Origin of the sequence: Geodermatophilus normandii, from assembly GCF_003182485.1 — a bacterium.
GTDB lineage: Bacteria > Actinomycetota > Actinomycetes > Mycobacteriales > Geodermatophilaceae > Geodermatophilus > Geodermatophilus normandii.
The window spans coordinates 429,543-454,957 of the sequence record NZ_QGTX01000001.1 but is presented as its reverse complement, the minus strand read 5'-3'; the positions used below and the strand labels follow the sequence as shown (position 1 = coordinate 454,957).

The following is a 25,415-nucleotide window of genomic DNA, read 5'->3' as shown; positions in this document are numbered from 1 at the left end:
CCCAGCGGAACGCGCGGGCCACCTGCTGCGTTGTACCGACCGAGTGGGATGCGAGATCGTGGCCCACCGACCGACCAGTCACCTCGAGGAGATGACGATGCCCAGCCACAACCCGGTCTTCGGCCGGGGCTTCGCCAACGCCGGATCAGGCGGTGGCCAGCAGTACGGCCAGCAGGGCCCTGGCGCCCCGGGCTACGGGCAGCAGTACGGCCAGCAGGGGTACGGCCAGCAGCAGTACGGCGCCCCCGGCTACGGCGCTCCCGCCTACGGCCAGCAGTACGGCCAGCCCTACGGCGCCCCGCAGGGCTACGACCAGCAGTACGGCGCCCCGGCCCCCGCCGGCGCTCCGTACGGCCCGCCGACCACCCGCTACATGACGATGGACGACGTCGTCCAGAAGACGGGCCTGTCGTTCCTCGTCACCGTCCTGGCCGCCGCCGCCGTCTGGGCGCTGCCCGGCCAGGCCGCGTGGGGCCTGGCGCTGCCCGCCGTGCTCGTGGCCTTCGTCCTGGGCCTGGTGATCAGTTTCAAGCAGATCGCCAACCCGGTGGCGACGCTGGCCTACGGCGCGCTCTACGGTGTCGCCCTCGGCGCCATCAGCGAGGCCTTCAACACGATCTACCCCGGGATCGTGGTCCAGGCGATCATCGGCACCTTCGGTGTCTTCGCCGGCATGCTGGTCGTCTACAAGACCGGCGCCATCCGGGTCACCCCCAAGCTGACCCGCTGGATCGTCGGCGCGCTGTTCGGCGTCCTGGCGCTCGTCCTGGTCAACCTGCTCGTGTCGTTCTTCGTCCCGGGCGGCCTGGGCCTGCGCGACGGCGGCCCGCTGGCCATCGTCTTCAGCCTCGTCGTGATCGGTGTGGCGGCCTTCTCGCTGCTGCTCGACTTCGACATGGCCGACCAGGCGATCCGCCGCGGCGCCCCGGCCAAGTTCGCCTGGTACATCGCCTTCGGCCTGCTCGTCACGGTCGTCTGGCTGTACCTGGAGATCCTGCGACTGCTGTCCTACTTCCAGGACAACTGAGCAACGACCCGCTGTCCCACGCCCGGCGTGGGCAGCGGGGCCGCACACGACAGTGGCCCGGTCCCCTCGCGGGGGCCGGGCCACTGTCGTGTCAGGAGGTCCTCACATCAGCTGAGGCGCTCGAGCACCATCGCCATGCCCATGCCGCCACCGACGCACATGGTCTCCAGGCCGAAGGTGCCGTCCGTGGTCTGCAGGCCGTTGAGCAGCGTGCCGGTGATGCGGGCGCCGGTCATGCCGAACGGGTGGCCGACGGCGATCGCGCCGCCGTGCACGTTGAGCTTGTCGATGTCGATGCCCAGGTCGCGGTAGCTGGGGATGACCTGCGCGGCGAAGGCCTCGTTGATCTCGACCAGGTCGATGTCGTCGATGGTCATGCCGGCCCGCTGCAGCGCCAGCTTCGAGGCGTCGACGGGGCCGTAGCCCATGATCTCCGGCGACAGGCCGGTGACCGCGGTGGAGACGATGCGGGCCAGCGGGGTCAGGCCGAGGTCGCGGGCCTTCGTGTCGCTCATGACCACGACCGCGGCGGCGCCGTCGTTGAGCGGACAGGCGTTGCCCGCGGTCACCCGGCCGTCGGGGCGGAAGACCGGCTTGAGACCGGAGATGCCCTCGAGCGTGGTGCCGGCGCGCGGGCCGTCGTCCTTGCTGACGACCGTGCCGTCGGGCGTGGTCACCGGGGTGATCTCCCGCTCCCAGAAGCCCTCGCCGATCGCCTTCTCCGCCAGGTTCTGGCTGCGGACGGCGAACTCGTCCATCTCCTGGCGGGAGACGTCCTTGAGCAGCGCCAGGTTCTCGGCGGTCTGGCCCATGGCGATGTAGATGTCCGGGACGTCGCCGTGCTCGCGCGGGTCGGTCCAGGAGTCCGCGCCGCTCTCGGCGGTCTTGGCCACCCGGGCCGAGGCCTCGGCGAACACCGGGTTGTGAGTGTCGGGCAGCGAGTCGCTGTTGCCCTTCACGAAGCGGGAGACCATCTCGACGCCGGCGGAGATGAAGACGTCGCCCTCGCCGGCCTTGATGGCGTGCATCGCCATGCGGGTGGACTGCAGCGACGAGGAGCAGTAGCGGGTGATCGTGGTGCCCGGCAGGTGGTCCATGCCGAGCAGGACGCTGACGACGCGGCCCATGTTGTGGCCCTGCTCCCCGCCGGGCAGGCCGCAGCCGAGGATCAGGTCGTCGATGTCGGTCGGGTCCAGCGCCGGGACCTTGTCCAGCGCCGCGCGGACGATGGTGGCGGCGAGGTCGTCGGGACGCAGTTCCTTGAGCGACCCCTTGAACGCGCGCCCGATGGGGGAGCGCGCGGTCGCGACGATGACGGCTTCGGGCATGGGGTCCTCCGCGTTGAGGGGCTCCCGGGGCCGGGAGCGCCGGGATCGGTCACCCCGGAAACTACCCCCGTACCCCGGATCTCCTGCGGCCGCGCCTGCTACAGACCCCCGGGGTGTTACAGGCCGGCCTACCCGACCGGGACCTCCACGGCCTCGGCGGCCTCCCCGGCCTCCTCGGGCGTCGGCAGCTCGGTGGGCCGCCGGCGCAGCAGCCGCGCCCAGGTGCCCAGCGGCCCGGTGTGGGAGCCCCGGACCTCGGTGGCCCGGACCTCGGTGCCCGGCCGGCCGGCCGCCCGCGCCGCGGCCCGCGCCACGGGACGCACCGTGCCGCGGCGCTCCCGGCGGCGCCCGGTGGGAGTCGGCCAGACGCCGAGCGCGTCGGCCAGCGCCGGGAGGATCACGGCGGCGGCCTGCGCGTAGCCGGCGGCGCTCGGGTGGAACTCGTCGACGCTGAACAGCGAGCGGTCCTGCGCGAAGCTCGGCCCGAGCACCGAGCCCAGCGACACCGTCCGCCCGCCGGCCTCGACCACGGCGATCGTCTGCGCCGCCGCCAGCTGCCGGCTCCACCGCCGTGCGAGCAGCCGCAGCGGCTGCCCGATCGGCCGGACCGTCCCGAGGTCGGGGCAGGTGCCGACGACGACCTCCGCGCCCGACTCGCGCAGCCGCCGCACCGCGTCGGCGAGGTGGCGCACCGAGACCGCGGGGCGGGTGCGGGTGGTGACGTCGTTGGCGCCGATCATGATCAGGGCGACGTCGGGGCGCTCGGCCAGGGCGCGCTCGACCTGCGGGTCCAGCTCGCAGGACTCCGCGCCGGAGACGGCGAGCCGGACCAGCCGGACGGGACGCTCGGCGAGCTCGGTCAGCGCGGCGGCCAGCAGCACGCCGGGGGTCTCGGTGGCCCGCTCGACGCCCAGGCCCACGGCGCTGGAGTCCCCGAGCACGGTGAAGACCAGCGGCTTGCCGCGGCCGCGGCCGTAGACGCCGTCGCCGGGAGGCGGGTCCTGCTTCGACGTCCGCGCCTCCACCCGCCTGCGCGCCGCCCGGGCCTCGAGGCGCAGCAGCCCGAGGAGGCCCGCACCGGCCAGGCCGAGGCCGCCGCCGCCGTACGCGGCGGCGGACGCCAGCCGCCGTGCCGTGCCCGCTCTGGTCACCGCCACTCCGATCGTCCCCCCGCACAACCGCCTGTCCTGCAGGCTAGCCGCCCTCTACGGTGCCCCCCGTGCCCGAATCCCCCCGACGGGTGGCCTCCGGGAGAACGTCCGGGGACCGCTCGCAGCTGATCGTCGACGTCCTGGTCGAGGCCTTCTCCGAGCTCATGGCCGCCGACGCCGACGCCTTCCGCACCAAGTTCCGCAAGATGGCCGCCGACCCCTTCGCCTTCTACCGCGGCAGCGCCTGCCTCTTCTACGCCGACATGGCCGCCTCCGACGACCCGTGGGTCGACGAGCGGACCGCCCGGGTGTGGATCCAGGGCGACCTGCACGCGGAGAACTTCGGGACCTACATGGACGGTGCCGGGCGGATCGTCTTCGACGTCAACGACTTCGACGAGGCCTACGTCGGGTCGGTCACCTGGGACCTGCGCCGCTTCGCCGCCAGCTTCGCGCTGCTGTCGTGGAGCAAGGCGCTCGGCGACGACGTCATCGCCGACCTGCTGCGCACCTACCTGGGCGCCTACCTCGACCAGGTGGAGGCGTTCCGCCGCTCCGAGGACGACCGCAGCTTCGCGCTGACCCTCGCGAACACCGAGGGCGCCGTCCGCGAGGCCATCCTCGAGACGACGACGCGGACGCGGGCCTCGCTGCTGGAGCGGATGACCGTCGTCGAGGGCTACCAGCGGCGCTTCACCGACGGCGGCCGGACCCGCCGCCTCGACGACGACGAGCGCGGGCGGGTGCTGGCCGCGCTCGACCGGTGGCGGGAGACCGTCCACCCGCCGGTGCGCCGCCGCGACGTCGCCTACGACGTCAAGGACGTCATCGGCACCGGGGGCTTCGGCATCGGCAGCGCGGGGCTGCCCGCCTACAACGTGCTGCTCGAGGGCTACGACCAGGCGCTGGAGAACGACGTCGTCCTGTCGCTGAAGCAGGGCAACGTGGCCGCGCCGAGCCGGATCGTCCGCGACGAGCGGATCGGGTCGTACTTCGAGCACCACGGGCACCGGACCGCGGTCAGCCAGCGGGCACTGCAGGCCAACGCCTCGCAGTTCCTCGGCCACACCGAGATCGACGGCGTCGGGTTCGTCGTCCAGGAGCTCTCGCCCTACGAGGTCGACCTGGACTGGGACGACCTCACCGAGCCCGAGGAGATGGCGCCGGTCGTGGCCCAGCTCGGCCGGGCGACGGCCAAGATGCACTGCGTCGGCGACGCCGACAGCGACCACACCCTGGTCGACTTCCAGACCGAGGACGCGGTCGCGGCGATGGTCGGCGACCGGCGCGAGGAGTTCGTCGCCGACCTGGTCGACTTCGCGCACTCCTACGCCCGGCAGACGCAGGAGGACCACCGGCTGTTCGTCGACGCCTTCCGCGCCGGGCGCATCCCGGGCATCAGCTCGAGCGGCTCGCACCCGATCCGCCGCTGACCGGCAGGGAGGCGGCCAGCACGTCGGCGAGGCCGGCCGCCTCCCAGCGGTGGTCGCGGCCGGGCACCTCCACGCGCTCCGCGGAGGTCAGGGCGGCGACGAGCGAGTCGGCCGCCCCGGCCGTGAACGGGGAGGTCTCCGTCCCGAGCAGGACGACCGCGTGCGCGGTGACCGGAGCCCACAGCCGCGCCCGCGGCGCCGCCTGCGTCAAGGCGAGCGCCTCGGCGTCGGCCTCGAGGGTGGGCGCCATCCGCTCGAACAGCGGCCACTGCGGCCCGGAGCGGTGCGGGTGCCCTCCGCGGTGCGCACGTACCCGGTCATGCCAGGGGTGACCGGTCGGGCCGACGGGACTCAGCGGCCGGGCACGGGGGCGAGCATGCCGACGTGCGGGCCGATCGGGTCGACGTCGAAGGCGTCGGTCACCACGGTGAAGCCCATGTGCTCGTAGAAGCCGGCCGCCGTCACGCGCGCGTTGCACCACAGCAGGTCGCCGCCGCGTGCCGCGACCACCGCCAGGCACGCCGCGGCCAGCGCGCGGCCGGCGCCGGTGCCCCGGACCCCCGGGTCGGTGGCCATGCCGCGCAGCTGCCACGGTTCCCGCGCCGGCCGCCACGGGCAGGGGGCGGGGGCGAGCCGGACCACGCCCACCACCCGGCCGTCGGGGGTCCGCGCGGCCAGGTGCACGGTCGCGGGGTCGTCGTCGCCGGGGAGCGCCGCCGGCCCGCCGTCGCGCAGGACGGCGCTGCGCAGGGGCAGCACCACGTCGACGCCGACCTCCTCGACCGAGACGGCCGCGGGCTCACTGGTCACCGGCCCAGTCTCCTCGACGTCGTCCGGCGGGCCGCCGCGGGCGCGCAGCCCGCGGCGGCCCGGTCAGCGCGCCCGGCGCCCCGGCGGGTGCGCAGGTAGTCCGCGACGACGTACTCGCCGAGCCGGTCGCTGTCCGGGGTGAACACCCGGCCGCCGGCCCGCGCGGTGATGTCGTGGACGAAGTGCACCAGGCTCGGCTCCGGGTCGAGCGCGAACACGTTCAGCGTCGCGCCCGACCGGGCCACCCGCTCCACCTCCGCGACGGTCCTGGCGATCGTCTCGGGCATCGGCGGCCAGCAGAAGTACGGCGTGCCGTCCTCCTCCAGGTGCGCCGTCGGCTCACCGTCGGTGACCACCAGGACCACCGGCTCGGCGTCGCGGTGCCGGGCCAGGAACCGGCGGGCCAGCATCAGCCCGTGCTGCAGGTTGGTGCCCTGCAGCGTGTCCACGGACAGCTCGGCCAGCGTCTCGGGCTTGAGCACCTGGGCGGTGGAGGAGAAGCCGATGATCTGGATCGCGTCCTGCGGGAAGCGCGTCGTCACCAGCGAGTGCAGCGCCATCGCCGTCGACTTGGCCGCACCCCAGGTGCCGCGCAGCGCCATCGAGTAGGACAGGTCGACCAGCAACGCGACGGCGGCCCCGGTGCGCCGCTCGGTCTCCACGACCTCGAAGTCCTCGACCGCGATGCGGACCTTCCGGTCGCCGTCCCCGGAGGGTGTGCCGGCGGTGCGCAGCACCGCGTTGCGGACCGTCCGGACGACGTCGAGCGGCTGCTCGTCGCCGAACTGCCACTCCCGCGAGCTGCCCGTGAGCTCCCCGGCGGCACCGGCGTCGGCGACGTCGTGCTCCCCGCGGCCGGCCGCGTCGAGCTTGGCGAACACCCGCCGCAGCGCGGTGGCGCCGAGCCGGCGCACCGCCTTCGGGGAGAGCTCCAGCTTGCCGTCGGAGCGGTTGAGGTAGCCCTGCCGCTCCAGCTCGCGCTCCATCTGCCGCAGCGCGGCGAGGTCGTCGACGGCCTCGCGGCCCAGCGCCTGCTCGAGCAGCTCCTCGTCGACGTCGGCCAGCGAGGCGCCGGCGTAGCCCTGCGAGAGCTGGTTGGACAGCGCCTCGAGGTCGGCCAGCTCCGCGACGGCGCTGGTGGCGTCACCGAGGCCGAGGGCCTGCTCGCCGTCGGGGACCTGGCCGCGCTGGCCCCAGGGGAGGTCCGGGCGGGCCCGGCGCAGCGCGTCCTGCAGGTGCGCCATCTCGCTGGCCAGCCCCATGTCGGACATGGTCTGGGCCATGAGGTCGGCCAGCTCGGCCCGCTGCTCCGGCGACAGGCCGGCCATCATGCGTTCCTGGGCGGCCGCCCGGCGGGCGAGGGAGTCGATCAGCTCCTCCACCGACTGCGGGTCGTCGGGGAAGAACTGCCCGTGCCGGTCCATGAACTCGCGGAACTGCTCGTCGGTGTCCTCGCCGCGGTTGTGCGCGTCCACCAGCCGGGACAGGTCCGCGACCATGTCCTTGACCGCCTGCATGTCCTGCTCGCTGGCGTTCTCCAGCGCCTGCTTCATGTTGGCGAAGGAGCTGTCGAGGACCTCCCGCCGCAGCAGGTCCTGGATGCGGTCGTAGGCCTCCCGCGCCTCCGGGGAGCGGAACGGGTAGTCCTTGAGCGCCCGCACGGCGCCCGCGGTGTCCTGCGGGAGCGCGTCGAGCTCGGCCTCGGCCAGGCGGGCGGCGTCGTCGGGGTCGGGGAACAGCGCGCGGCGCTCGGCGTCCAGCGCCCGGTCGAGCAGCTCGCGGACCTCCTGCAGCGTGCCGTCCATCCGGCCGGCGGTGCGCGCCTGCCGCAGCCGCTCGCGCACCGAGCGGCGCAGCTCGTCCAGGCCGCGCCGGCCGTCCATGCCGCGGCGCAGCAGCTCGCGCAGCGCCTCCCGCACGCCGCTGCCGCCGAGCACGGAGTCACCGATCTCGTCGACGGCGCTGCCCAGGTCGTAGGGCGGGGCGAGCGGGTCGGGCCCGCCCCGCCAGCGGCCGTACCGGTAGCCCCTGCCGGGGCGGGGACGGCTCATGCGCCGTAGACCGTCCGCGTGCCGTCGGTGTCCTTGGCCAGCCGGCGGGTGAGGTAGAGGCCCTCGAGGGCGAACTCGACGGCGGCGGCGGCCTGCTCGGCGGACTCCTCGCCCTCGGGCACGCCGAGGCGGCCGAGCAGCTCGGCCAGCCGCGGGATGGTGCCCAGCTGGCCCAGCAGCGCCGCGCCCGGCACGAGCTCGCCGGACTCGACGGTCTCCCCGCCGGTGAAGTGCTCCTGCAGGCCGGTCAGGTCCAGCCCGCCGCACCGGGCGCGGAAGGTCTGCGCGGTGGCCTGCCGCAGCAGGTGCTCGAGTACCTCGGTCTCCCGGTCGTCGTCGGGGTCGCTGCCGGAGTCGGCGAACTCGACCTTGCCGCGGCTGGCCGGGACGATGCCCGGCAGGTCGACGACGCGCGCCACCGGCCGGGTCTCCCCGGCGATCGCGGCCCGGCGGACGGCGGAGGCGGCGACGGTCTCCAGCCCCGCGATGGCGAACCGGGCGCTGACGCCCGAGCGCTGGTCCACGTGGCTGGACTCGCGCACCAGCCGGGTGAACCGGGCGACGATCTCGACCAGGTGCTGGGGGACCACGGGAGCGTCGAAGCCGTCGTGCCCGCTCGGCGCACCGAGCCCGCTGGTCCGCGCCTCCTGCTGGAGCAGCCGGATCTCGTCGGCCAGCTCCAGCGGGTAGTGCGTGCGGACCTCGGCGCCGAAGCGGTCCTTGAGCGGGGTGATGATCCGCCCGCGGTTGGTGTAGTCCTCGGGGTTGGCGCTGGCCACGAGCAGCAGGTCCAGCGGCAGCCGCACGCGGTAGCCGCGGATCTGGATGTCGCGCTCCTCGAGCACGTTGAGCAGCGCCACCTGGATGCGCTCGGCGAGGTCGGGCAGCTCGTTGACGCTGAAGATGCCGCGGTTGGTGCGCGGGACCAGGCCGTAGTGGACCGTCTCGGGGTCGCCCAGGGTGCGGCCCTCGGCGACCTTGATCGGGTCGACGTCGCCGATGAGGTCGCCGACGCTCGTGTCGGGGGTGGCCAGCTTCTCGCCGAAGCGCTCGCTGCGGTGCAGCCAGCCGACCGGGGTGTCCTCGCCGTGCTCGGCGATCTGGCGGTGCGCCCACACGCTGACCGGGTTCAGCGGGTGCTCGTTGAGCTCGCTGCCGGCCAGGACCGGCGTCCACTCGTCGAGCAGGCCGACGAGGGTGCGGATCAGGCGGGTCTTGCCCTGGCCGCGCTCGCCGAGCAGGACGAGGTCGTGGCCGGCGATGAGGGCCCGCTCGACCTCGGGGACGACGGTGTCCTCGAAACCGACGATGCCGGGCAGGCTGGGCTCGCCGGTGCCGAGGCGGGCGAGGAGGTTGGCGCGGATCTCGGCCTTGACCGGCCGGAAGGCGGCTCCGTCCGCACGGAGCGCGCCGAGGGTCGTGGGTGCGGGTGGGGTCTGCGCTGGGGCGACGTCCGTCACCTCAGCCACGGTACGACGACCAGCGAGGATGCGGGAGCGGCCCGGCCGCCCCTGGGAGGATCACGGCATGGGAGCCGACCTCGTCACCGGTGCCGACGTCGCCGCCGCGGCCGACCTGCTCGACGGCGTCGCACGCCGCACGCCGCTGGAGCACTCGCGCGCGCTGGCCGAGCGGGTCGGCGGCCCGGTGCACCTCAAGTGCGAGAACCTGCAGCACACCGGCTCGTTCAAGTTCCGCGGCGCCTACGTGCGGTTGTCGCGGCTGACGCCGGAGGAGCGGGCGCGGGGGGTGGTCGCGGCCAGCGCCGGCAACCACGCGCAGGGCGTCGCGCTGGCCGCCCGCATGCTCGGGATCTCGGCCACCGTCTTCATGCCCGAGTCCGCGCCGCTGCCCAAGGTGGCCGCCACCCGCGGCTACGGCGCCGAGGCCCGCCTGGGCGGCGTCGACCTCACCGCGGCGCTGGCCGCGGCGGTCGCGCACGCCGAGGCGACCGGCGCGGTCTTCATCCACCCCTTCGACCACCCCGACGTCATCGCCGGGCAGGGGACCGTGGGCGCCGAGGTGCTCGAGCAGTGCCCCGACGTCGCCACGCTCGTCGTCTGCACCGGGGGCGGCGGGCTCGTGTCCGGCGTCGCCGCCGCCGTCCGCGCCCGGCGGCCGGAGGTGCGGATCGTGGCGGTGCAGGCCGCCGGGGCCGCCGCCTTCCCCGGCTCCCTGGCGGCCGGGTACCCCGTGCCGCTGACCGGGGTGTCCACGATGGCCGACGGGATCGCCGTCGGCGCGCCCAGCGACCTCACGCTCGCGCACGTCCGCGACCTGGTCGACGAGGTGCGCACGGTGGGGGAGGAGGACCTCTCCCGCGCGCTGCTGTTCTGCCTGGAGCGGGCCAAGCTCGTCGTCGAGCCGGCGGGGGTGGCCGCCGTGGCGGCGGTGCTGGCCGAGCCGGAGGCCTTCCCGCCGCCGGTGGTCGCCGTCGTGTCCGGCGGCAACGTCGACCCGGTGCTGCTGCTCAAGGTGGTCCAGCACGGCATGGCGGCGGCCGGCCGGTACCTGCGGCTGCGCCTGGCCGTGCCCGACCGGCCGGGGTCGCTCGCGGCGGTGCTCGCGGTCCTCGCCGAGGGTGGCGCCAACGTCCTGGAGGTCGAGCACGAGCGGACCTCGACCCGCCTGGACCTCGGGCAGGTCGAGGTCTTCGTCGTCCTCGAGACCCGGGGCCCCGACCACGCGCGGACCGTCGTCACCGCGCTGGAGGACGCCGGGTTCCCCGTCTCGGAGGGCTGAGCCGGCGCCGGCGATGAGTTCCCGCCGTCGCCGCGGTCGGTGTGGCATGGAGATGGTCCGCGGTGCGCGACGAGGGTCCGGGAAGTGTCGGTGCTCACACCTAGGTTCGCGGGCATGAGCAACGCCATCCTCGTCGAGGGACTGCAGAAGCGCTTCGGGTCCAACACCGCGCTGGCGGGGGTCGACCTCGCCGTTCCCGAGGGCAGCGTGCTCGGCCTGCTCGGGCCCAACGGGGCGGGCAAGACCACCGTCGTCCGCATCCTCACCACGCTGCTGCAGCCCGACGGCGGCCGCGCCGAGGTGGCCGGGGTCGACGTCCTGCGCGAGCCGGACCGGGTGCGCTCGCTCATCGGGCTGACCGGCCAGTACGCCGCGGTCGACGAGTACCTCACCGGCTTCGAGAACCTGGAGATGGTCGGGCGGCTCTACCGGCTCGGGAGGCAGCAGTCGCGGGCGCGGGCGGAGGAACTGCTCGAGCGCTTCGACCTCACCGACGCGGCGGCCCGGCCGGCGAAGACCTACTCCGGCGGCATGCGGCGCCGGCTCGACATCGCCGCCTCGCTCATCGCCCGCCCGCGGGTGCTGTTCCTCGACGAGCCGACCACCGGTCTGGACCCGCGCAGCCGGCTGGGCATGTGGGAGTTCATCGCCGACCTCGCCGGCGGCGGGACGACGATCCTGCTGACCACCCAGTACCTCGAGGAGGCCGACCGCCTGGCCGAGCGGATGGTGGTGATCGACCGCGGCCGGGTGATCGCCCGCGGCACCGCCGACGAGCTCAAGGCCCAGGTCGGCGGGCAGCGGCTGGAGCTGACCGTCGGCCGCGCCGGGGACCTCGCCGAGGCCGCCCGGCTGCTGGTGCCGCTGTCGGCGGGCGGCGCCCACCCCGACGAGCAGACCCGGCGGCTGAGCCTGCCGGTGCGCGGGGGCACCGACTCGCTGGCCGAGGCGCTGCGCCTGCTGGCCGGCACCGACGTCGAGGTGCTCGACATCGGGCTGCGCCGGCCCGACCTCGACGACGTCTTCCTCAGCCTGACCGGCCACGCGGCCGAGGACGGCGAGCAGGACCCGGACGCCGGGGAGACCGCCGGGCGCGTGCCCGCCGAGACCGCAGGGAGTGCCCGATGAGCTCGCTGTCCGTGGCCGTCAGCGACAGCCTGACGATCACCCGCCGGAACCTGATCAAGGTCAAGCGGGTGCCCGACCTGCTGTTCTTCGCGACGCTGTCGCCGATCATGTTCGTGCTGCTGTTCCGCTACGTCTTCGGCGGCGCGATCCAGGTCCCGGGCGACCTGTCCTACGCGGAGTTCCTGCTGCCCGGGATCTTCGCCCAGACCGTGGTCTTCGGCGCCACGATCACCGGGGCGAGCGTCGCCGACGACCTGCAGAAGGGGCTCATCGACCGGTTCCGGTCGCTGCCGATGGCGTCCTCGGCCGTGCTCGTGGGCCGGACGGTCGCCGACGCCGGGCTCAACGCGCTGTCGGTCGCGGTGATGGCGCTGACCGGCCTCGTCGTCGGCTGGCGGATCCACACCTCGGCGGGTGAGGCGGCGGCCGGCTTCCTCGTGCTGCTCGTGTTCTCCTACGCGATCAGCTGGCTGATGGCGGTCGTCGGGCTGCTGGTGCGGACGCCGGAGGTCGTGAACAACGCGTCCTTCATCGTGATCTTCCCGTTGACGTTCGCCTCCAACGCCTTCGTGCCGCTGGAGAGCTTCCCGTCGTGGCTGCGCGCCTTCGCCGAGTGGAACCCGGTGTCGGCGGTGGTGGAGGCATCGCGGCAGCTGTTCGGCAACACCGTGCCCGGCCTGCCGGCGCCGGAGGCCTGGTCGCTGCAGCACCCGGCGCTGTACTCGCTGCTCTGGGCGGCGGTGATCGTCGCGGTGTTCCTCCCGCTGTCGGTGCGGCTCTACAAGCGGACCGCCAGCCGCTGAGCCCCTCGTCCCGGCGCCGCAGACGCCGTCGCCGGGACGGGGAGGCCCCTGCGGAGGGGCCGGGCGGGGGCGGAGGATGGCGCTCGATGAGCGCCGATCCCGCCCCCGCCGTGTCGTCCAACCCGCTGCTGTCCGAGTCGCCGCTGCCCTACGGGCTGCCGCCGTTCGCCGACACCACCCTCGAGCACTGCCGCGAGGCGGTGCTGGCCGGGATGGCCGAGCAGCGCGCCGAGCTCGGCGCGATCACCGGGTCGGCCGAGCCGCCCACGTTCGAGAACACCGTCGAGGCGCTCGAGCGCTCCGGTGCGCTGCTGCGCCGCGCCGAGGCGGTGTTCGGCAACCTCTCCTCCTCGCTGTCCTCGCCGCGGCTGCGCGAGATCGAGCGCGAGCTCGCGCCGCTGGAGGCCGCGCACGCCGACGCGCTGCGGCTGGACCCCGTGCTGTTCGCCCGCGTCGACGCCGTCCACGAGGCGCGACACGCCTCGGGGCTGGACCCCGAGGCGGTCCGGCTGGTCGAGCGCCACCACCTCGACCGCGTGCTCGCCGGCGCCCGTCTCGACGATGCCGGCCGCGCCCGGCTGTCGGAGATGAACCGCGAGCTCTCCGAGCTGTCCACGCAGTTCGGGCAGAACCTGCAGCTGGCCACCGAGGCCGCCGCCGTCCGGGTGGCCGACGCCGCCGAGCTCGACGGGCTGGGCGAGGAGGAGGTCGCCGCGGCGGCCCGTGCCGCCGCCGACCGCGGCCTCGACGGGTACGTGCTGCCGCTGCTGCTCCCGACGGGTCAGCCGGTGCTGGCCAAGCTGCGCGACCGGGAGCTGCGCCGCCGGGTGTTCGAGGCGTCGGTGACCCGCGCGTCGTCGGGCGAGCACGACAACGGCCCGGTCGCCGCGCGGATCGCGCGGGTGCGCGCCGAGCGGGCGCGGCTGCTGGGCTTCGCCACCCACGCCGACCTGGTGCTCGCCGACCAGACCGCCGGGAGCACCGCCGCCGTCGACGCGATGCTCTCGTCGATGGTCGGTCCGTCGACGGCGAACGCGCGGGCCGAGGCGGAGGTGCTGGCCGAGGCCGCCGCCCGGGACGGCGTTGACGAGCTGGCGCCGTGGGACTGGGCCTTCTACAGCGAGCGGGTGCGCGCCGAGCGCTATGCCGTCGACACCGCGGCGCTGCGGCCGTGGTTCGAGCTGGACCGCGTCCTCGTCGACGGCGTCTTCCGGGCCGCCGAGCTGCTCTACGGCTTCCGCTTCAGCCCGCGCCCCGACCTCGCCGGCTACCACCCCGACGTCCGCGTGTGGGAGGTCAGCGGCCCCGACGGCGAGGCGGTGGGCCTCTACCTCGGTGACTTCACGGCCCGCGAGGGCAAGCGCGGCGGGGCGTGGATGAGCTCGTTCGTGACCCAGTCGCGGCTGCTCGGCACCCGGCCGGTCGTCGTCAACAACCTCAACGTGGCCCGGGCACCCGAGGGGCGGCCGACGCTGCTCACGCTCGACGAGGTCGACACGCTGTTCCACGAGTTCGGGCACGCCCTGCACGGGCTGAGCTCGGCGGTGACCTACCCGCGCTTCGCCGGCACCGCGGTGCCCCGCGACTTCGTCGAGTTCCCCAGCCAGGTCAACGAGATGTGGGCGCTGTGGCCGGAGGTCCTCTCCGCCTACGCGCGGCACGTCGAGACCGGCGAGCCGCTGCCCCCGGCCGTCGTCGAGGCGCTCGACGACGCCCGGCTGTGGGGCGAGGGCTTCGCGACGCTGGAGTACCTCGCCGCCACGCTGCTCGACCAGGCCTGGCACCGCATCACCCCGGAGACCGAGATCGGCGACCCCGCGGAGTTCGAGCGGCGGGCGCTGGCCGACGCCGGCGTCGCCGACGACCTGGTGCCGCCGCGCTACCGGACGACGTACTTCCAGCACGTCTTCGCCGGCGGCTACGCGGCGGGCTACTACTCCTACATCTGGTCGGAGGTCCTCGACGCCGACACCGTCGAGTGGTTCCGCGAGAACGGCGGCCTGCGCCGGGAGAACGGCGACGTCTTCCGTGAGCGGCTGCTCTCCCGCGGCGGCTCGGTGGACCCGCTGGAGGCCTTCCGCGCCGTCCGCGGCCGCGACGCCGACCCCGCCCCGCTGCTCCGCCGCCGGGGCCTCGCCCCGGCCTGAGGGAGCGCACCCCTGAGGTGCTCCTCGTGCCTCAGGGGTCCTGCAGGACCCCGGGACCGCGAGGAGGACCCCAGGAGTGCGTCACAGCCAGGGCAGGGAGAGGACCAGGTCGAGGTCGTCGGGGGCGTCGCCGTCGCGGACGAGCCGATTGGGCTGGCGGTGGCCGCACGCCGTGCAGCGGTGGACCACCTGCCAGCCCTTGCCGGACTTCTCGACCAGCCCGATCGGCTCCATCGGCTGCCGGCACTCGCTGGCGCGGTCACCGGGCAGGTCGTCGACGTGCAGCGACCACAGGCAGGCCGGGCAGTGGTTGCGGTAGTGCCCGTCGCTGTTCGCGGGGACGTCGGCGGCGCAGTGCACGCAGACGAAGCCGGTGTTCTCCGCCCGCCGGGAGCGGGTCATGCCCGTGACGGGGCGCGCGGCCCGGGTCAGGGGACGAACGGCTCGACGGCGACGACCTCGACGGTGATGTCGCGGCCGTTCGGCGCCTTGTAGGTGACCGTCGTCCCCGGCTCCGCGCCCATGATCGCCGAGCCCATCGCCGACTCCGGCGAGTAGACGGCGAGGTCGGTCGTGCCGGCGATCTCGCGCGAGCCGAGCAGGAACTTCTCGGTCTCGTCGTCGCCCTGGAAGCGGATGGTGATGACCGTGCCCAGCTCCGCGGTGGTGGCCGTCGTGGGCGGCTCGCCGACGCGCGCCTTGCGCAGCAGGTCGGTCAGCTGCCGGATCCGGCCCTCCTGCTTGCCCTGCTCCTCCTTGGCGGCGTGGTAGCCACCGTTCTCCTTGAGGTCGCCCTCCTCGCGGCGGGCGTTGATCTCGGCGGCCATGGCGGGCCGGCCGGCCACCAACTGGTCGAGCTCGGCCTTCAGCCGGTCGTGGGCCTCCTGGGTCAGCCAGATGCCCTGCTCGTTCTCAGTGGGGGTGGTCACGCGCGGTACTCCTGCAGCTCGGGGCCACCTCCCCGGTCGGGGAGGCGGTCGACGTCGATCCGGCCAAACTAACACCGGCCGAGAGGCCGTTGCAGGGACTCGGGCGACCCCGCAGGGGAGCGGACCGTACTCGACGCCCCCGTGACGAGCACCACATCCACGCGTCCGGGGGACGGGGCTCGCGGCGTCCCGTCGTCGCCTCGGGGGACACTGGGCGGGTGACCGAGGACCACCAGTTGCGCCTGCTCGCCGTGCACGCCCATCCCGACGACGAGTCGAGCAAGGGCGCCGCGACCATGGCCCGGTACGTGGCCGAGGGTGTCCAGGTGATGGTGGCGACCTGCACCGGCGGCGAGCGCGGTTCCGTGCTCAACCCGGCGCTCGACCGCCCCGAGGTCTGGGAGCGCCTGCCGCAGCTGCGCGTCGAGGAGATGGCGCGCGCCCGCGAGATCCTCGGCGTCGCGCAGGAGTTCCTCGGTTTCGTCGACTCCGGCCTGCCCGAGGGCGACCCGCTGCCGCCGCTGCCCGAGGGCTGCTTCGCGCTGGTCCCCACCGAGGAGGCCGCCGCGCCGCTGGTCGAGCTGATCCGCCGGTTCAAGCCGCAGGTCGTGCTCACCTACGACGAGAACGGCGGCTACCCGCACCCCGACCACATCAAGACCCACGAGGTCTCGGTGCACGCCTTCGAGGCCGCCGGTGACCCCGAGCGCTATCCCGACCTGGGCGAGCCCTGGCAGCCGAGCAAGCTCTACTACCACATGGGCTTCACGCTGACCCGGATGCGCGCGCTGCACGAGGCGATGCTCGAGACCGGCGCGGAGTCGCCCTACGCCGAGTGGCTGGCGAACTGGGACCCGGAGCGGGACATGTCCGCCCGCGTCACCACCCGGGTGCCCTGCGCCGAGTACTTCCCGGTCCGCGACGCCGCCCTCATCGCGCACGCCACGCAGATCGACCCCACCGGCCGCTGGTTCGCCTGCCCGATGGAGGTGCAGCAGCGGATCTGGCCCACCGAGGACTACGAGCTGGCCCGGTCGCTGGTCGACTCGCCGCTGCCCGAGGACGACCTGTTCGCCGGCATCCGCAGCGAGGTGCCGGTCCCGTGAGCGCCGGATCGATCCAGGGTGTCCTGGCCGGCAGCGTGCTGGCCGTCGAGGAGCAGCTGCCGGAGGACGTCGGCAAGTCCGGCCCGCTCGGCCTCTTCCTGCTCCTCCTGCTGCTGGTCGCCGTCGCGCTGCTGGTCCGGTCGATGAACCGGCACCTCAGGGGCCTGCCGCGCAGCTTCGACGAGGACGCCGGGCCGCGGGTCGTCGTCCCCGACACCCCGGCCGAGCTGGTCGAGGAGCAGCGCCGGCCCGGCCAGGACCTGCTCGACGACCTCCGTCGCGCCCCGCGTGCGATCGAGGGCCCGCGCCCCGAGCGCCGCGACGACGACCGGAGCGACCCGCCGGCGCGCTGACGCCGGCGGGCCCCGCGGGGTCACCGCGCGGTCAGGAACGGCTCGATCTCGCGGGTGATGGCCGCCCGCGGCCGTGCGCCGACGACGGTGGCCACCATCTCGCCGTCGCGGAAGAGGCTCATCGTGGGCAGGCCCATGACCCCGTAGGCCCGCGCGGTCCGGGGGGCGGCGTCCACGTCGACCTGGACGACCCGCAGCCGGTCGCGCTCCTCGGCGGCCAGCTGCTCGAGCACCGGCGTCACCATGCGGCACGGCGGGCACCAGGCCGCGGTGAAGTCGACGAGCACGGGCACGTCGCTGCCGAGGACGTCGGCGGCGAAGGTGGCGTCCGTGGTCTGGGGCAGGGTGCTGCTCACGGGGTCCCCTCTCTGAGGACGGAGGCGACCAGCCGGTCGCCGTGGGTGATCTCGGCCCCGCAGTCGCACACCAGGTGCGCGCCCACGTGGCCACCGCAGCCGGCGTGCCGGTAGGTCACGTCGGCCGGGCGGTCGTCGGCGAGGTGCCGCGCCGCCCAGTCGGAGAAGGCGGCGAGGACCGGCAACAGGTCGCGTCCGGCGTCGGTGAGCACGTACTCCTGCCGTGGCCGGGCGCCGGGCAGGACGTACTCCCGCTGCTCGAGCACGCCCGCGGCCACCAGCCGGCGCAACCGGTCGGACAGCACGGTGCGGGGTGCGCCGGTGGTCTGCTGCAGCTCGGTGAACCGGCGGACGCCGAGCGCCGCCTCGCGGACGACGAGCAGCGCCCAGCGGTCGCCGAACACGGAGAGTGCCTCGCCCAGTGCCACGGTGCTGAGTATGGACCCAGGACCAAGGCAGCGTCGAGAGGTCAGCTCTCGACGACGTGGTCGAAGGCGATGACGTACTCGGTGACCCGCCCGTCCCGGACCGTGTACCGGGCGCGGCCGTGCTCGACCACCCGCAGCCCGGTCGCCGGGTCGGGGCGGCCGACCTGCCGCCACTCCGCGGCCACGCCGTCGCCGTCGGGGGCGAGCCGGGTGACGGTGAAGTCCCACGGGCCGTGCTCGGCGAGCATCTCCCGCACGTGGTCGGCGTAGCCGGCCGGCGTCCGGCGGACGACGACCCCCGAGTCGCCCTGGTGGGCGAGGACCTCGGGTGCCATGAGGGCGGCGGCGCGGTCGGGGTCGACCCCCGAGCGCACGGTGGTCAGCAGGTCGGCGACGACGTCGAGGGGGGTCCGTTCGTCCACGGCGCCATCCTGGCGGGCGGCCGGGCCGGGCGTCCCCGGCCCGGCCGCGGTGCTCACCAGGTGTGCGCGACGTCGACGACGAGGCGTGCGCCGTCGCCCGGGCCGTCGAGGACCGTCACGCGGAACGGCAGCCGGGCGCGCACGCCGAGGCCCACGGTGCTGGTGCCCTCGAACGACTGCGCCCAGGCGACCTGGCGGAAGGTGCGGTAGCCGCCGACGGCCACCGCCTCGGCGTCGACGCGCGGGTCGTAGGTGGCCCTCCCGCCGTCGTACGCCGGGGTGTGCACCGCCACCTGGAGGTCGGCGGCCCCGCGCAGCGGCACCGGCCGGCCCGAGCCGTCCTGCACGACCTGGCCGACGTAGCGGACGTCGTAGGACACGTCGGCGGCGTCGATCCCGTCGAGGTCGAGGACCAGTCGGTCGTAGCACTCGTGCCGGCCGGCGCGGACGTCGTCGAGGGTGCCCCCGCCGCGGTCGTCGACGGCCTCGGGCAGCGAGCCCCAGGCGGTGCTGCAGCCGGCGGCGGAGGCGGCGGGCAGGGCGGTGCCGAGGGTGGCCGTGCCGAGGGTGGTGGCGGCGGCGGCCAGGACGACGGCGACGCGGGTGCGGATGGTGCTCATGTCGGGCTCCCGGGGTCAGGGGGACGTGCTGACGCCGGCGAGGATCCGCCGACGCCCACCCTGTGCACCATGGCCGGGATCGCCCACGGACGTCGATCCTCGGGGCGTACAGATGTGCACAAGTGACAGAAAACGGGCGCTCGGGCGCGACACGGAGTGGCAGGTCCGCTTCCGTCGTCAGGTGATGACGGTGGGTGCTGTCCGCTCACGGCGGAGCGCGGGGGACTCGTCACCTGTCCCCTCAGCGTCTTACCGTGTAAGCGTGTAATCGCCGCTGCCGAGGAGGCTGCTGTGCACCGATCCCACTCCCGATTCGCCGACTCCCCCTTCGCCCGGATGGGCGCCCCGGGCTTCCGCCGCCGCGGCCCGGGCGGACGCGGGGGCGACGCCCCGCCGCCGGTCGACCGCGCCGAGGTCGCCGGCTGGTTCGCGGGGCGGCTGCCCGACGGCTGGTTCACCGGCCCGGTGGACCTCGTCGTCGACCGCGACGAGATCACCGTCGTCGGCCCGCTGGCCGAGCCCGACGCCGGCGAGGGCGACCCCGCCGCCGCGCGCGCCGGTCGCATCGCCCGCTTCCGCGAGGACACCCGCCAACAGCGGATGGCCATCGTCGACGCCGCGCAGGAGCGCTACGGCCGCTCGGTGGCGTGGGGTGCCTCGTGCGGCGACGTCCGCGAGGTGTTCACCAACGCCTCGGTACCGGTGATGACCCGGCTGCGCCAGAACGAGCGGCTGGTGCTCGACACCCTCGTCGACGCCGGCGTCGCCCGGTCCCGCTCCGAGGCCCTGGTCTGGGCGGTGCGGCTGGTGGGTCAGCACGCCGACGCGTGGCTGACCGAGCTGCGCGACGCCATGTCCTCGGTGGAGGAGGTCCGGGCGCGCGGCCCGCAGCTCTGAGTCCGGTTCAACCGTGGGCGGAGTCGCCCGGCCGGGCAGCGGTCGGAGTCTTGACCGACCGATCGTCGGCACCCGCCCCGGACCCCAGGAGGTCCGGGGCGGGTGTCACCAGGGGAGCGCCGGGAGGACCAGCCGCATCTGAGCGGCCAGCTGCGGGGCCAGGGACTCCGCGAACGGCGTCGACAGATGGCTGTCGTCGCGGAACACCAGGAGATTGCCGCGGACCGCCGAGCACATTTGCTCATCACAGATGTCATCGTCCAGGCTCACGAAGTGCGCGCCGGCGGATGTGACGGTCACCTCGTCCGTGGCTCGGCGGTCCTGCGCGAAGCCGACCTCGGTGGGCACGGCGCACGCTCCCGCGTTGTCCAGGTTCTCGGCGAGGCACGCCGGGATGTCCTGGGAGGGGTGTGGCGTGTCGGCCAGCACCATCGTCGGCGCGACCGGGGTGAGTCGCGCCAGCGTGGTCTGCCAGCCCTCGGCCCACCAATCCAGCGCAGGGCGGCCGGTGGCGCCGTTCTTCGGAAGGTAGCTCTGTAGGCCGCTGACGACGATCAGGTCCGGGTCGGCATCGACGATGCGCTCGAAGGCGTGCAGGCGCCACTCGTCGCAGGCCGTGTACGGGGAGCGTGAGTCGAACTTCCACACTGACACGCTCGGTGCCGGACAGCCGGACTTGACCATCGCCAGGACATTCCACCCGTGCTCCCGGGCCAGCCTCTGCAGGGCCGGGAGCCATTGGCCAGCGTGGCTGTCGCCGTAGAGGGCGATCGTCGTCTCCGCGTCCGGGTCCCCGTAGAGGCAGTAGCCGGACCTCGCCGTCTCGGTCTGGCATCCGTCGTCCTGGCTGTCCGGGGCGTCAGTTGCGGCGTCGAGCAGTGCTGGGGTCAGGTCGGCCGGGACCGCGCCACCGTCGAAGTCGACGACGCTGGCGGCCGTCACACTGCCGTTGCCGTCGAAGGTGACCGTGGTGACCACGTCGGGGACGGCCACCACTCCCCAGGCCGTCACGAGGCTCATGGCGAGCCCGAAGCCGACCCCCTTGATGCTGCCCCGCAGCAGGGTCGACCGGCGGGCGGGGTCCTCGACGAGGCGCATGGTGATCTCGGCCGCGACGATCGAGGCGAGCACCGCGGCGGCGTTCTCGACGAGCGTGAGCGGTCGGCCCAGCGCCTCTGCCGGCATCACCAGCATCGGCCAGTGCCACAGGTAGAGCGAGTAGGACAGCTTCCCCAGCCGCTGGAGCGGCGCTGCGGACCAGATCCGGTTCAACGGGTTCGCGCCGGCGGCGCCGCCAGCGAGGAAGAGCGCGGTCCCGGCCACCGGCACCAGTGCGGCCACGCCCGGAAACGCGGTGGCGTCGTCGAAGCGGAGGTCCGCGATGACGATCAACGTGACACCTGTCAGGGCGGTCAGTGTCGCGAAGACGGCCCCGCGGCGGGCCAGCAGTCCAGCAGCCACGGCGACCGCGGCACCGGCTGCGAACTCCCACGCGCGGACCGGGGACAGGTAGAAGGCCCAGTTCGCATAACGCGGCGTGAGGAACACCGAGGACGCCAGCGAGACGGCGAACACGACGCCGATCGCCACGGCGGCGCAGCGAAGGGGCGACCGGACCTGGTCATCCCTCCGGCGGAGCAGGAGCAGGAGCAGCGCCGGCCACAGCAGGTAGAACTGCTCCTCCACCGCTAGGGACCAGAAGTGCAGGAACGGGCTGGGGGCATCGCCGACGTGCAGGTAGTCGGTCTGGGCCTGCGCGAAGCGCAGGTTGGACACGTAGAGCGCGGCCGCCGCCGCGTCACCTCCTAGCTGGGGCAGGCGCAGTGGTGACAGGAACACCGCCGCGGCGGCGATGGTGACGAGCAGGACGACCGATGCGGCCGGGATGAGTCTGCGGGCGCGGCGGGCGAAGAAGGCACCCAGCCGGATGCGACCCGTCTCGCCCAGTTCCCGCAGTAGTTGGCCGGTGATGAGGAAGCCGGAGACCACGTAGAAGACGTCGACACCGACGTATCCACCGCCGAAGCCCAGGAAGTGCGCGTGGTACGCGACGACGAGGGTCACGGCTAGAGCCCGCAGCGCCTGGATGTCAGGCCGCAGGGCGCGGCCGGATGTGGACACGGGTGGTCTCCTTGGTCGGAACGTGGGGGAGGGATCCCGGATTGCGCCCGGGGAGCGCCCGTCCGACGGGGCCGGGCGGCGGCGCGTCAGCGGCCCGGGGTCGGCGCCGCGGACCTGGTCCGGGCGGGCACGAGGTGTGGACCGGCCCCGAACCCACCGGCGCGCACCGCCTCACCGAGCGCGGCGGCTGCCGCCGGGTCGTCGTCGACGGACCAATCGGCGCGTTTGGCCACGTCGAACCACACGAAGCCGATGAACCGGGGCGTGCTGAGGACGCCCTCGACCAGGTCACGGATCTGTGCGGCACGGTTGGAGGTCCGTTCGACGGCCGTCTCGGCCAGTACGACCGGCTTCGCCGGGGCGGCGAGGTCCAGCTGTGCAAGCGTGGGGGTCATGCGGTTGGCGAACGTCTGCGTCGCGCTGGTGATGTAGCCACTGAGGCCGACCCAGTCGACGACGTCGTCGCCCGGGTACACCGATGCCAGTGGAACGGCCGGCTCGGCGTCGATGAGGTTCGGCGACCACATCCACACGACGTTCATCGCACCCGCGGCGGTGACGACGTCGTGTACGTGCCGGTAGGCGGCGATGTAGTCGGCGGCCGAGTTGCCGGGCGCGGTGATGCCCCACGGGTACCAGTCACCGTTCATCTCGTGCCCGAATCGCACGACGAGCGGTCCGTCGACGGAGGCGAAGCGGGCGGCCTCCTCGCGGAGGTGGACGTCGAACTGTCCCGCCGCGATGGCCTGCAATGGGAAGGCGTTCACCGTAGGAGTGCGGTGGTCGAAGGGCTCCCAGGTCAACATGGGCAGCCGGCCGGCCGCGGTGATCCGGCGGGCGGCGCCGACGTCGAAGGAGCCGGCGAACGACCCGAAGAACATCTGCAGGGTGGGTGCCACCCCGACCGCGCTGGTGAACGCCGCCGACGGGTCGCCGGCACCGGCGACCTCGGCGACCGACACGCCGAAGTACCGGCGCTCGTCGGTCGGCAGTGCGCTGAGCACCTGGGCCTGCGTGGGCTCCGCCGTCTGACCGCCGAGAACGGGTGTCGTCGAGGACGCGTCGGCACGACCGTCGCCGAGCAGCGGTGCTGCCAGCGCTGACAGCAAGGGCGGATGGACCGCCAGTGCGACGGCCACGGCCATCACCACGACCACCAGTGTCCCGGCCAGCATGCGGCCGACACGACGCCCCTCTCGGGGTGCGTGGGTGGGGACTATGGAACGCATCGCGGGGACCTCTCCGACCGACAGCAGGCCGACTCAAGGTAGGTGTCGGTTGCTCGCCACGGCGGTCACCAGGCCGGTGGGTGCGGCGTCAGGGCACCCTTGTGTCGGGTTGTCGCGGATGAGGTAGCTGTGGTGCCTGTGGCGCATGGGTCGTGAGCGGACAGCTGAGGCGTGATGGGCGCGATGTGGCGGACCTGCAGCTGTCACGGGGCGTTAGTGGATGGCTTCGTCTCGTAACGTGCTCTCCATGCCTCGGCCGCAGCTGCATCAGCACGACCCGCGGCGAGGGGTGGCCTCCGTGGTTCCGGCGGACTCTCTCGACGAAGCGGTCACCAGGGTGTTGCCCCCCCTCCCCTCGGAGCCCCTCGTCGGACACCGGCGCACGGACTTGCCTCTGCTGATCCTCCCCACGCCGCCGACCGAGGAGGAGAAGTACTGGTACCTCGGTCACCAGAATCGGTGGTTCCTGTGGGCGGCGGTGGCCGCAGGCGTGCTGGTGCTGGCCAGCCTGGTCGAGTTCGCGCTCAGCCACCCGGTCACCTGGATCTTCCTCGCCCTGGTGGTGCTTCGCGTGGTGACCACCGCCGTCGGCCTGGGGACCTCTTCACGTCGCCGGCGGGTCACCTACAGCAGTCACGTGGAGAAGGTCGGCAACTGGCAGCCCGACGTGTACCCGAGTGTCGACGTGTTCCTGCCGTCGGCCGGTGAGGATGTTCAGGTCCTGGCCAACACCTACTGGCACGTGGCCAGGATGGAGTGGCCCGGACGGCTGGTCGTGCACGTCCTCGACGACTCCGGCCGTGACGAGGTCGCCCAGCTTGCCGCCGGCTATGGCTTTGCCTATCACTCCCGGCCCGACCGGGGGCGCATGAAGAAGGCGGGGAACCTCAAGTACGGCTTCGAGCACTCCTCCGGCGACCTCATCGCCGTGTTCGACGCTGACTTCGTGCCGCGCCGCGAGTACCTGCACGACCTAGTGCCGTACTTCGACGACCCCAGGGTCGGCATCGTCCAATCGCCGCAGTTCTTCGACACCAGCAGCGGGATGAACTGGCTGCAGCGGGCCGCCGGTGCGACCCAGGAGCTGTTCTACCGCTTCGTGCAGCCGTCCCGGGACCGGGCCGATGCCGCCATCTGTGTGGGGACCTGCGCCCTCTATCGTCGCGCGGGCCTCGAGCGGTCCGGCGGATTCGCCCAGATCGGGCACAGCGAGGACGTGCACACCGGTGTCAACCTGCTGAAGGTCGGCTACGTCGTCCGGTACGTCCCGGTGCTCGTCGCGAAGGGCCTGTGCCCCGACAACCTGTCGGGCTTCCTCAACCAGCAATACCGCTGGTGCTCCGGATCGATGAGTCTCCTGGCTGATCCCAAGTTCCACGCGGCTCCGCTGACGCTGCGCCAGCGACTGTGCTTCTTCAGCGGGTTCCTCTACTACATCTCCACGGGGCTGTTCGTCTTCACCGTGGCGCTGCCGTCACTGGTGATGCTCTGGCTCTTCCCGTACGAGATCTTCGTGGGGAACTACCGTGTGCTACTGCCGGCGCTCGCGGTGACATACGCCTTGACCCCACTCGTCATGCGCAGCACCTGGAGGCCCGCGGTCCTCCGCGTGCAGATGCTCTACAGCTTCGCGCACGCCCTGGCCATCTGGCACACGCTGGGGGGCCGAACGGCGGATTGGGTCCCCACGGGCGCGGCGGGCAAGGGCACCCCACTGGCGGTGACCATCCGTCGCGTCATGACGGCGACGGTGCTCAGCACTCAACTGGCGATGTGGAGCGGCATCGCGTGGAACTGGTCTCAGCTGGGGGTGCAGCGACTGTGGCCCATGCTCGTGCTCGCGGGCGTCAGCATCTACATCCAGGTGCCGGCGCTCCTCCCCCTCCGTGACTCCCGTCCTTGGGGGGTGGTCCGCCGTCCGGTGTTCCCCGTGGCCCCTGCCGGAGCCCCGGCTCCCGCGTCGGCGCACGGCCCGTCCCTGGCGCCTCTCTCCGGGGCCCGCACTGCCGTCGTGGCACTGGTCCCGACTGCTGCGCCGACCTGGGACCTTCACCCGGCGGCGGGCAGGGCCGTGTCGGCCGCCGTGATCGCTCCGCCCGGCTTGCACCCCGGCTATGTCGCCGCCACTCCACCCCGCGGGCGGTCGGGGTTGCCGGCGGTCCCGCCACCCCGCCGTCGCTCGGACGAACCGCAGACGGTCATCAGCCGCGTCATCCCACCGCCTCCTGCTTGCTCGGAGCCCGAGGCGATGCCGATGGCCGAGCTGGTCTGAGTCCGCTCCACCCACCGGTCACCGCGTCCGTCCTCCCTGGTGCGGACCCCACTTCGGAAGGT

The 25,415-nt window shown here is 73.8% G+C and carries 24 protein-coding genes; 10 read left to right on the top strand and 14 right to left on the bottom strand.

All coding sequences use genetic code 11. From position 1 onward, the window contains the following. Positions 1 to 97 precede the first annotated feature (97 nt). Positions 98 to 1,027, top strand: coding sequence for a Bax inhibitor-1/YccA family protein (locus JD79_RS02395; protein WP_110004247.1), 930 nt, complete (start codon positions 98 to 100; stop codon positions 1,025 to 1,027). Between the two features lie 107 nt (positions 1,028 to 1,134). Here the strand turns inward: JD79_RS02395 and JD79_RS02390 are convergent, their stop codons facing one another. Both JD79_RS02390 and JD79_RS02385 read right to left on the bottom strand, forming a co-directional pair. Next, positions 1,135 to 2,355, bottom strand: coding sequence for an acetyl-CoA C-acetyltransferase (locus tag JD79_RS02390; protein WP_110004246.1), 1,221 nt, complete (start codon positions 2,353 to 2,355; stop codon positions 1,135 to 1,137). A gap of 128 nt (positions 2,356 to 2,483) precedes the next feature. Further along, entirely contained in the window at positions 2,484 to 3,506 is a 1,023-nt protein-coding gene (locus JD79_RS02385; RefSeq protein WP_110007342.1) for an SGNH/GDSL hydrolase family protein, read from the bottom strand. A gap of 68 nt (positions 3,507 to 3,574) precedes the next feature. Between JD79_RS02385 and JD79_RS02380 the strand changes: the two genes are divergently transcribed. Continuing rightward, positions 3,575 to 4,939 (top strand): DUF2252 domain-containing protein, encoded by a 1,365-nt coding sequence (locus tag JD79_RS02380; RefSeq protein ID WP_245899564.1) that lies wholly within the window; start codon positions 3,575 to 3,577, stop codon positions 4,937 to 4,939. Here the strand turns inward: JD79_RS02380 and JD79_RS02375 are convergent. From JD79_RS02375 to JD79_RS02360, 4 genes are all read right to left on the bottom strand, one after another. Continuing rightward, on the bottom strand, positions 4,905 to 5,189 hold the full coding sequence (locus tag JD79_RS02375; RefSeq protein ID WP_110004245.1) for a hypothetical protein: 285 nt from the start codon (positions 5,187 to 5,189) through the stop codon (positions 4,905 to 4,907). The genes JD79_RS02380 and JD79_RS02375 overlap by 35 nt on opposite strands. A 101-nt stretch (positions 5,190 to 5,290) precedes the next feature. Then, positions 5,291 to 5,749: a GNAT family N-acetyltransferase gene (locus JD79_RS02370; protein WP_110004244.1), complete on the bottom strand. Its 459-nt coding sequence runs from the start codon at positions 5,747 to 5,749 to the stop codon at positions 5,291 to 5,293. Continuing rightward, positions 5,746 to 7,800, bottom strand: coding sequence for a VWA domain-containing protein (locus JD79_RS02365; protein ID WP_245899562.1), 2,055 nt, complete (start codon positions 7,798 to 7,800; stop codon positions 5,746 to 5,748). The genes JD79_RS02370 and JD79_RS02365 overlap by 4 nt, the downstream gene beginning before the upstream one ends. Further along, on the bottom strand, positions 7,797 to 9,260 hold the full coding sequence (locus JD79_RS02360) for a sigma 54-interacting transcriptional regulator (RefSeq protein ID WP_245899560.1): 1,464 nt from the start codon (positions 9,258 to 9,260) through the stop codon (positions 7,797 to 7,799). Before JD79_RS02360 ends, JD79_RS02365 begins: the two co-directional genes overlap by 4 nt. A 67-nt stretch (positions 9,261 to 9,327) precedes the next feature. Here JD79_RS02360 and ilvA point away from each other — a divergent pair, with 67 nt between their 5' ends. From ilvA to JD79_RS02340, 4 genes are all read left to right on the top strand, one after another. Then, complete coding sequence (ilvA, locus tag JD79_RS02355) at positions 9,328 to 10,542, top strand: threonine ammonia-lyase (RefSeq protein ID WP_110004242.1); 1,215 nt, start codon at positions 9,328 to 9,330, stop codon at positions 10,540 to 10,542. A 114-nt stretch (positions 10,543 to 10,656) separates the two neighbouring features. After that, a complete protein-coding gene (locus JD79_RS02350; RefSeq protein WP_110004241.1) occupies positions 10,657 to 11,670 on the top strand; it encodes an ATP-binding cassette domain-containing protein in 1,014 nt (337 codons plus the stop codon). Beyond that, positions 11,667 to 12,473, top strand: a complete 807-nt coding sequence (locus JD79_RS02345; RefSeq protein WP_110004240.1) for an ABC transporter permease — start codon at positions 11,667 to 11,669, stop codon at positions 12,471 to 12,473. Before JD79_RS02350 ends, JD79_RS02345 begins: the two co-directional genes overlap by 4 nt. Before the next feature lie 86 nt (positions 12,474 to 12,559). Next, a complete protein-coding gene (locus JD79_RS02340; protein ID WP_110004239.1) occupies positions 12,560 to 14,620 on the top strand; it encodes a M3 family metallopeptidase in 2,061 nt (686 codons plus the stop codon). Positions 14,621 to 14,701: 81 nt separating this feature from the next. On the opposite strand, the gene JD79_RS02335 is transcribed toward JD79_RS02340, so the two are convergent. Both JD79_RS02335 and greA read right to left on the bottom strand, forming a co-directional pair. Then, positions 14,702 to 15,022: an RNHCP domain-containing protein gene (locus JD79_RS02335; RefSeq protein WP_110004238.1), complete on the bottom strand. Its 321-nt coding sequence runs from the start codon at positions 15,020 to 15,022 to the stop codon at positions 14,702 to 14,704. Between the two features lie 26 nt (positions 15,023 to 15,048). Then, positions 15,049 to 15,549 (bottom strand): transcription elongation factor GreA, encoded by a 501-nt coding sequence (greA, locus tag JD79_RS02330; protein ID WP_110004237.1) that lies wholly within the window; start codon positions 15,547 to 15,549, stop codon positions 15,049 to 15,051. 218 nt (positions 15,550 to 15,767) lie between these two features. Between greA and mca the strand changes: the two genes are divergently transcribed. Both mca and JD79_RS02320 read left to right on the top strand, forming a co-directional pair. After that, positions 15,768 to 16,655, top strand: coding sequence for a mycothiol conjugate amidase Mca (gene mca, locus JD79_RS02325; RefSeq protein ID WP_110004236.1), 888 nt, complete (start codon positions 15,768 to 15,770; stop codon positions 16,653 to 16,655). Next, positions 16,652 to 17,008, top strand: a complete 357-nt coding sequence (locus JD79_RS02320) for a hypothetical protein (RefSeq protein ID WP_110004235.1) — start codon at positions 16,652 to 16,654, stop codon at positions 17,006 to 17,008. Before mca ends, JD79_RS02320 begins: the two co-directional genes overlap by 4 nt. Positions 17,009 to 17,028: 20 nt before the next feature. Here JD79_RS02320 and trxA read toward each other — a convergent pair whose 3' ends face one another. From trxA to JD79_RS02300, 4 genes are read right to left on the bottom strand one after another with little or no spacing between them, the layout of a single operon-like run. Beyond that, positions 17,029 to 17,364: a thioredoxin gene (trxA, locus tag JD79_RS02315; protein WP_110004234.1), complete on the bottom strand. Its 336-nt coding sequence runs from the start codon at positions 17,362 to 17,364 to the stop codon at positions 17,029 to 17,031. Beyond that, the gene (locus JD79_RS02310) at positions 17,361 to 17,792 is read right to left on the bottom strand and encodes a winged helix-turn-helix transcriptional regulator (RefSeq protein WP_211307830.1); all 432 of its coding nucleotides are present in this window, start codon (positions 17,790 to 17,792) and stop codon (positions 17,361 to 17,363) included. The genes trxA and JD79_RS02310 overlap by 4 nt, the downstream gene beginning before the upstream one ends. Before the next feature lie 41 nt (positions 17,793 to 17,833). Then, positions 17,834 to 18,214, bottom strand: coding sequence for a nuclear transport factor 2 family protein (locus JD79_RS02305; RefSeq protein ID WP_170149080.1), 381 nt, complete (start codon positions 18,212 to 18,214; stop codon positions 17,834 to 17,836). Positions 18,215 to 18,267: 53 nt separating this feature from the next. Continuing rightward, on the bottom strand, positions 18,268 to 18,834 hold the full coding sequence (locus JD79_RS02300; RefSeq protein WP_110004233.1) for an AMIN-like domain-containing (lipo)protein: 567 nt from the start codon (positions 18,832 to 18,834) through the stop codon (positions 18,268 to 18,270). Positions 18,835 to 19,125: 291 nt separating this feature from the next. Between JD79_RS02300 and JD79_RS02295 the strand changes: the two genes are divergently transcribed. Then, complete coding sequence (locus tag JD79_RS02295; protein WP_110004232.1) at positions 19,126 to 19,731, top strand: hypothetical protein; 606 nt, start codon at positions 19,126 to 19,128, stop codon at positions 19,729 to 19,731. Positions 19,732 to 19,836: 105 nt separating this feature from the next. Here JD79_RS02295 and JD79_RS02290 read toward each other — a convergent pair whose 3' ends face one another. Together JD79_RS02290 and JD79_RS02285 are read right to left on the bottom strand one after the other, a co-directional pair. Next, a complete protein-coding gene (locus tag JD79_RS02290; RefSeq protein ID WP_110004231.1) occupies positions 19,837 to 21,852 on the bottom strand; it encodes an acyltransferase family protein in 2,016 nt (671 codons plus the stop codon). An 86-nt stretch (positions 21,853 to 21,938) separates the two neighbouring features. Further along, positions 21,939 to 23,027 (bottom strand): glycoside hydrolase family 26 protein, encoded by a 1,089-nt coding sequence (locus JD79_RS02285; protein ID WP_170149078.1) that lies wholly within the window; start codon positions 23,025 to 23,027, stop codon positions 21,939 to 21,941. Positions 23,028 to 23,469: 442 nt separating this feature from the next. Here JD79_RS02285 and JD79_RS02280 point away from each other — a divergent pair, with 442 nt between their 5' ends. Then, positions 23,470 to 25,353 carry a glycosyltransferase family 2 protein gene (locus JD79_RS02280; protein WP_170149077.1) on the top strand — a complete coding sequence of 628 codons (1,884 nt, stop codon included), beginning with the start codon at positions 23,470 to 23,472 and terminating at the stop codon, positions 25,351 to 25,353. Positions 25,354 to 25,415 lie beyond the last annotated feature (62 nt).